The sequence below is a fragment of the Chryseobacterium barbadense genome (assembly GCF_042849955.1).
Classification (GTDB): domain Bacteria; phylum Bacteroidota; class Bacteroidia; order Flavobacteriales; family Weeksellaceae; genus Chryseobacterium.
In genome coordinates this window covers 1-1,990 of record NZ_BAAFHL010000136.1, presented here as the reverse complement: position 1 = coordinate 1,990, position 1,990 = coordinate 1, and the positions used below count along the sequence as shown (strand labels likewise).

Here is a 1,990-nt window from a genome sequence, read left to right as displayed (position 1 = left end):
CAAAAAGTCTGGGATATTCTTTGGGGACAGGAAACCTACACTCAATGGACCCAATTTTTCAGTCCGGACAGTTCGGGTTCAAAAATGAAAACAGATTGGAAAGTAGGCGGAAAAACCTATTTTCTGAATGCCAATGATGAAGGCATGGTTTCAACCATAGACAGTTTAGAAGAACCCAACCAGATTGTTTTTAAACATTTGGGAATGGTAAGCAATGGAGTGGAAGATACCCAAAGCAAAGAAGTAATGGAGTGGAGCGGGGCTCAGGAAAAATATTTTTTAACAGATCTTGACGGAAAAACAAAACTCCATGTGGAGGTACAGGTTGATAAAGAATGGGAAGAACATATGAATACCGGTTTCACCAAAGGATTGGAAGTAGTGAAAAATCTTGCTGAAAATTCATGAAACTCTTAGTTATTCTTTTCGGAACTTTTATTCTGGCTTTGTTGGGAACCAAAATTTTTCAGGGAAGCTGGAATTTTTTATTTTCAGGAAATCTGGGAATGGCTGTTTTCATCATTTTTACAGGACTTTCCCATTTTAAATTTCAGAAAGGAATGGAGATGATGATCCCTGACTTTATTCCGGGCAAAATGTTCTGGGTTTATTTCACAGGAATTATTGAAATAGCAGCCGGAATAGGTTTAATGATCCCCTCGATCCGGGAAACAACAGCTATCTTGCTAATTATTTTTTATGTGTTGGTCTTCGTTGCCAATATCAATTCGTCAAAAAAGAATATTAATATATTCAAAGCAGATTATACCGGTCCCGGAATGAAATATCTGTATACGGAAAGAATCCCTATGCAGATTATTCTCATCCTCTGGACGTGGTATTTTGGAATATATTTGTCTTGAAAGCTGACAAATTTTCAGGTAAATAAAACGGAAAGTATTTTGCTTTCCGTTTCTTGTTTCATATCCGAATATCCATTTGTCATTCAGAATGAAAAGCAACGGAATGAAGAATCTCTTGTATTTAGCCGTTAGAAGATTCTTCACTTCGTTCAGAATGACAGGAAAATAAAAATATTCATTTAATATAAAGAATTAGAAAATATTTTAAATTTATTAAAGTAAAATAAAAAGACTGATCGTCATAGCAATATGGAGGTTGTCGAAAAAATAACAATGCCACAGAAGGACAAGGAAAATATCATTGCCCAAACCGTTTCTAAGTACGGAGGAAAGCTGATGTCCTATATTCGTCCCAAAGTGAAAAACACCGAAGATGCGGAAGACATTCTGCAGGAAGTGTGGTATCAGTTCAGTAGTCTTACCAATCTTTCCGAGATTGTGAACGTAGGAGGTTGGCTGTACAGGGTTACGGCAAACAAAATTACGGACCGTTACCGTAAAAAGAAAACGGAAAATCTTGAAGATTTTGTATATGAAGATGAAGACGGAGACTTCTCTATCAAGGATATCTTATTGATGGACGAAAGTGCCGGTCCGGAAGTCAAAATGTTTCAGGATGAGATTTGGAAAAAGCTTTTTGAAGCTTTGGAAGAGCTTCCGGAAAAACAAAAACTGGTCTATGTTGAAAATGAACTGAACGACAAAACCCTCCAGGAAATAGCCGATGAACAAGGTGAAAATATCAAGACCATCATCAGCAGAAAAAATTATGCGGTGAAACATTTAAGAAATAGATTAAGAAAGTTATACGAAGATTTAAACAGTTAGAAAGCAAATATTATGAATCATAAACACAAAAAAGGTTGGATTTTTTTAATTCTTTGTCCACCATTGATTTTTCTGGGCGTTACATGGATTGTAATGTGGCTTTGGAATGCTTTGCTTCCTGAAATTTTAGGTGCAAAATCCATTACATTCTGGCAAGCCATGGGAGTATTGGTTTTAAGCAAAATTCTTTTCGGAGGATTCCACGGGAAATTCGAAAGAGGAATGAGAGGTTTTAAAGAAAGAAAAATGAGAGAAAAAATGATGAACCTGTCTCCGGAAGAAAGAGAGAAATTCAAGGA

At 36.1% G+C, this 1,990-nt stretch carries 4 protein-coding genes; all 4 read left to right on the top strand.

The genetic code is table 11. From position 1 onward, the window contains the following. Positions 1-408 (top strand): SRPBCC family protein (locus ACGHIN_RS17185; protein ID WP_390456434.1); only part of this gene is annotated, 408 nt, incomplete at its 5' end. Continuing rightward, on the top strand, positions 405-863 hold the full coding sequence (locus ACGHIN_RS17180; protein ID WP_390456431.1) for a DoxX family protein: 459 nt from the start codon (positions 405-407) through the stop codon (positions 861-863). The genes ACGHIN_RS17185 and ACGHIN_RS17180, both read left to right, overlap by 4 nt. 273 nt (positions 864-1,136) lie before the next feature. Then, positions 1,137-1,691 (top strand): RNA polymerase sigma factor, encoded by a 555-nt coding sequence (locus ACGHIN_RS17175; protein WP_390456428.1) that lies wholly within the window; start codon positions 1,137-1,139, stop codon positions 1,689-1,691. Positions 1,692-1,703: 12 nt separating this feature from the next. Then, a partial coding sequence (locus ACGHIN_RS17170; protein WP_390456425.1) for a hypothetical protein occupies positions 1,704-1,990 on the top strand: 287 nt, incomplete at its 3' end.